Annotated in this window: 5 protein-coding genes and 3 pseudogenes; 4 read left to right on the top strand and 4 right to left on the bottom strand. The window is 40.9% G+C overall.

The features are described from left to right. Positions 1–535: 535 nt before the first annotated feature. Positions 536–613: pseudogene (locus tag IM477_RS23385) on the top strand (nucleotidyltransferase family protein); the annotation flags it as partial. Continuing rightward, positions 603–956: pseudogene (locus IM477_RS23135) on the top strand (HepT-like ribonuclease domain-containing protein). The pseudogenes IM477_RS23385 and IM477_RS23135, both read left to right, overlap by 11 nt. A gap of 82 nt (positions 957–1,038) precedes the next feature. Here IM477_RS23135 and IM477_RS14230 read toward each other — a convergent pair. After that, a pseudogene (locus tag IM477_RS14230) lies at positions 1,039–1,113 on the bottom strand (PEP-CTERM sorting domain-containing protein); the annotation flags it as partial. Between the two features lie 225 nt (positions 1,114–1,338). Between IM477_RS14230 and IM477_RS14235 the strand changes: the two are divergent. Both IM477_RS14235 and IM477_RS14240 read left to right on the top strand, forming a co-directional pair. Beyond that, a complete protein-coding gene (locus IM477_RS14235; RefSeq protein ID WP_287732219.1) occupies positions 1,339–1,629 on the top strand; it encodes a BrnT family toxin in 291 nt (96 codons plus the stop codon). Next, a complete protein-coding gene (locus IM477_RS14240) occupies positions 1,610–1,897 on the top strand; it encodes a BrnA antitoxin family protein (protein WP_287732221.1) in 288 nt (95 codons plus the stop codon). Before IM477_RS14235 ends, IM477_RS14240 begins: the two co-directional genes overlap by 20 nt. A gap of 205 nt (positions 1,898–2,102) precedes the next feature. Here IM477_RS14240 and IM477_RS14245 read toward each other — a convergent pair whose 3' ends face one another. The 3 genes from IM477_RS14245 to IM477_RS14255 all read right to left on the bottom strand — a co-directional run bounded on the left by IM477_RS14245 (position 2,103) and on the right by IM477_RS14255 (position 3,372). Beyond that, a complete protein-coding gene (locus IM477_RS14245; RefSeq protein WP_353845546.1) occupies positions 2,103–2,540 on the bottom strand; it encodes a hypothetical protein in 438 nt (145 codons plus the stop codon). A 272-nt stretch (positions 2,541–2,812) separates the two neighbouring features. Then, entirely contained in the window at positions 2,813–3,073 is a 261-nt protein-coding gene (locus IM477_RS14250; protein ID WP_287732224.1) for a type II toxin-antitoxin system RelE family toxin, read from the bottom strand. Then, positions 3,073–3,372: a hypothetical protein gene (locus IM477_RS14255; protein WP_287732226.1), complete on the bottom strand. Its 300-nt coding sequence runs from the start codon at positions 3,370–3,372 to the stop codon at positions 3,073–3,075. Before IM477_RS14255 ends, IM477_RS14250 begins: the two co-directional genes overlap by 1 nt. Positions 3,373–3,659: the final 287 nt, after the last annotated feature.

Genomic DNA, 3,659 nt, shown 5'->3' on the forward strand with positions numbered 1-3,659 from the left:
ACCCTTACACAGAAAGACATTGCTTCGATTTTTGCCAATTGTTTTCTATCTAGAACGAGCTAATCAATTGAGTCTCTTGCCATATAAGGATTTAGTCGATTTATGCCACCTGATCGAATCATACCAAGTAACGAAGAGCCGCATCTCTTATAGTATAGCATGACTCGCGCCAATGTAAAAACAGGGTGAGAGCATCTCAAAAGCTATTGACAATTGGCCAATTTTGTGATCCGCATGGGCATTTCAGGTGATACAAGTCAAGCAAAATAGTCACGAAATCTTAACATTTGGTCGATTTTTGCTTAACAATTGAGATGGCAAATTCTCCTCAAATATGCCTGAATCGCCGTCTAGGTAAGCAACTCACACAAAGTTGACTTTGTCAAGAATTGTTAAGATGCGCTTACCCTGTAATTAAAAGAAGGAGATATTTTAAATGTTAGCCGAAGAAATGACGTAACGGAAGAAGAGATTCAAAGAATGCTAGAGGACATGACCGAAAAAATTACATATCAAGACCTATCGAAATTAAAAAGTGGATTTAGGAACTCAGGATACCTTAAGAGAACATTTACGAGAACCTGTGTTGGTGGATGTTATCAATGCCTTCTAGAGATTGGCGAATTCTCCTTCAAGACATTTTAGAATCTATCACTGAAATTGAACAACGGACAAAGGGAATGACGTTTGAGGAATTTGCTAAAAATCAAACAACTGTCAAAGCGGTTCTCTAGGATTTTATCATTATTGGAGAAGCAACTAGAAATGTACCAAAGGAAATTCAGTCTCGCTATCCTCTTTTTCCTTGGCGTTTGATGGGAGGAATGAGAAATGTTGCAACTCACGAATATTTTCAAGTTAATTTAAGTAGGGTTTGGGCAACAATTCAAGAAGATTTACTGACTTTAGTGCCACAACTACAAGAAGTGTTAGAAAGCGAAACAGAGGCTGGATAGTTGTTTGAGAAGCGAAAGTAAAAAAATAAAACCCCCTCAACTGACTGAATGAAGGGGCATTTATGGTATTTTTAGAGGCAAATTAGCCTACTTTTGTGGTTTCTTTTTCGGTGGATTTAGAGGGTTTTAGTTTGCTTTTGAGGGTTGAAGCTGCGCCGAAGCCGAAAGGGATGATAATTAACACATACCGCTCAAACTGTTATCTGATGACTAATTTCTTTAGCTTCCTCTTGCTGCTAAATCGGTAGTGATGCTGGCATTATATCTGGATAATGTTATCATCTCGACAGGGGTAAATTTAACTGTGATCGTGTTAGCGCAAATACAGTGTTGATAAAAATTAATGTAGTAACCATAATATAGCTACATTTGGAGAGTAAAATTGAAGTGGACATGGGACGACAACAAAAATCGGACAAACAAGCGCGATCACGGCTTGAGCTTTGAAGCCGCTCAATATGTTTTTGCCGATCCTCTCGCTGTCAGCTGTCCCGATCCATACCCAGAGGAAGAACGCTGGCAGACTATCGGACTGATCGGTAAATTGACTGTGTTTGTGGTGCATACTTGGCCGGAGTCTGATTCGGTGACAGGAGAAGAAACGGGACGAATTATTAGCGCACGCAGGGCAACAGCCCATGAAAGGAGGGCTTATGAAGAAGGGAGATTGTAATCCAGTACCGCCAGAGATACAGGCTGAAATTGACGCTCTAGCCGCGTCACAAGAGCCTATCCGCACAGATCTGATCCCGGAGGCTACGGGAGATTGGAGCAAGGCGCGGCGTGGTGTGTTTTATCGTCCGCTCAAACAGCAGATCACCCTAAGCCTTGATGCTGACCTGATAGACTGGTTCAAAACCCAGGCCACACAAGAGGAGGGGTATCAGACCAGTATTAATCGCGCCCTGCGAGAATATGTGGAAACACGGGCAAAAAAATAAACCCCCTCAAGATTGATTGAAGGGGCATTTATAGCCGTAGGTTGGGTTGAGCTATCATTATTGATCAGGTATTACCCATCGGCTCAAAAGGCGAAACCCAACAAAAATTGTGAAAATATTCCAAGAAGTTGTTGGGTTTCCTTGCGTCAACCCAACCTACGAGTCTTTATTCAGTGAACAGTTAACAGTTAACCGAGGTAATATATTACCTCCATTCAACTGAGAAACCAGGACCTACTAATCGCAGATAAACGATTCTTCCGGGCAAATTTCCTTTAAAGAGAATTTTTCCGTTAATGGGGACTCTAGAAGGCATATCTCTTACCCATACTATATCACGACCTATTCCTCCAATACGGCCCTCCGATCCCGTCAATTGCTTGCCGGTAGAATCAATGATGATAGAGTCTTTGGGATAAAAATAAAGATCTCTGACTTCCCCTAAGTTTGCAACCATAAAAGTACAAACTACAGAATTATTGTCTTTATTACAATTCTGAATCTCGAAAGCAAAACCATTGCTTACAACTCTCAAATTACGGGCTTGAGCAATATCATCGTGATTCTGATAGAAGTTAGAACATAAAGCTGTAGTTAAGGCTAAAATTGGTAGCCATCTGAAAAATCCTTTTTTCATCACCATTCGCTACTCAGTACATAAGTGTTCGCCCCCTCGCAGCTAGGTGAAGCAACAACCCAACCCAAGACCAAAGGGAGATAGCAGAAGGATACACACTCCCCCCCCCACAACTGTATCAAAAGTTACAATTTAATAAATCTTTATATTCCTCTCCCTTCAGATTTTGGGGTTTTTGGGGAGTTCAAGAGCTTGGAATTGTACAATAAGGTCGTACAAGTATCCCCTAAAAATCATGTTAAGCAAAGAAACCACCTACTCTCAAACACAGTATTTTATCAACTGTAGATATCTCGGCGATGTCCAACCTTGTGGATGGTAAGCCGCTTTGCTTCGGGTGCAAAAGAATAGATAATTCTATAGTCACCGACTCGAAGCTTGAAAAGACCACTCAAATTAGCACTTAAAGCTTGAGGACTAACATTTTCAAAATTATCCGACAACCAGCGAACTTTCCGCAAAATTCGCTCTTGAATGATAGGAGCGAGTGCTTCTAAATCAGCGATTGCTTCGCGGCTAAATTCTACCAAGTAAGCCATTACCAGTTTAATCCTAATTTTTTGGCTACTTCCTCGGCTGAAACCCCCTTTTCTCCTATTTCAGTCCGTCTTAGAGAGTCAAGAACTTGTTGCTTAACTTCAGGTTTGACTTCTTTGTCTTGGTCAGGATCGAGTAAGATAGATTGGATAGTTTCGGCAACAGTTTCTTGAATGAGGAGCTTGAGTTCCTCAACGGTTAGCTCTTTAACTTGCATATTTTTAACTAGGAGAGAAGAATAAACTACTCCTATTGTGGCACTAAATTGGCTATTTGGCTCTTCTCGACCTTGTGTGATCATCAATGCTTTGTCTCGTGCCAAGGTAGAACCTCTGGAAATGCGTTGCCAGGGAGACCCTAGCAACGAGGTGATAGTTGTTTAATAAGCGAAAGGAAAAAATAAACCCCCTCAAGATTGAATGAAGGGGCATTTATGGTATTTTTAGAAGCAATTTAGCCGACTTTTGTGGTTTCTTTTTCGGTGGCTTGGGATAGTTTTAGTTGGCAACTGATAATAAAGCCTCTTCTATTGGCTTTGGTAACTCAATAGCATAAAACCGATTCTTAATGTGTAAAATGTGTAAGAGG

This window comes from Microcystis sp. M090S1 (assembly GCF_020246295.1).
GTDB lineage: Bacteria > Cyanobacteriota > Cyanobacteriia > Cyanobacteriales > Microcystaceae > Microcystis > Microcystis aeruginosa.

Coding starts and splice junctions, on each gene's coding strand:
- IM477_RS14240 (WP_287732221.1), top strand. CDS start 1,610: ATGAAGAAGGGAGATTGTAATCCAGTACCGCCAGAGATACAGGCTGAA.
- IM477_RS14245 (WP_353845546.1), bottom strand. CDS start 2,540: ATGGTGATGAAAAAAGGATTTTTCAGATGGCTACCAATTTTAGCCTTA.
- IM477_RS14250 (WP_287732224.1), bottom strand. CDS start 3,073: ATGGCTTACTTGGTAGAATTTAGCCGCGAAGCAATCGCTGATTTAGAA.
- IM477_RS14255 (WP_287732226.1), bottom strand. CDS start 3,372: ATGATCACACAAGGTCGAGAAGAGCCAAATAGCCAATTTAGTGCCACA.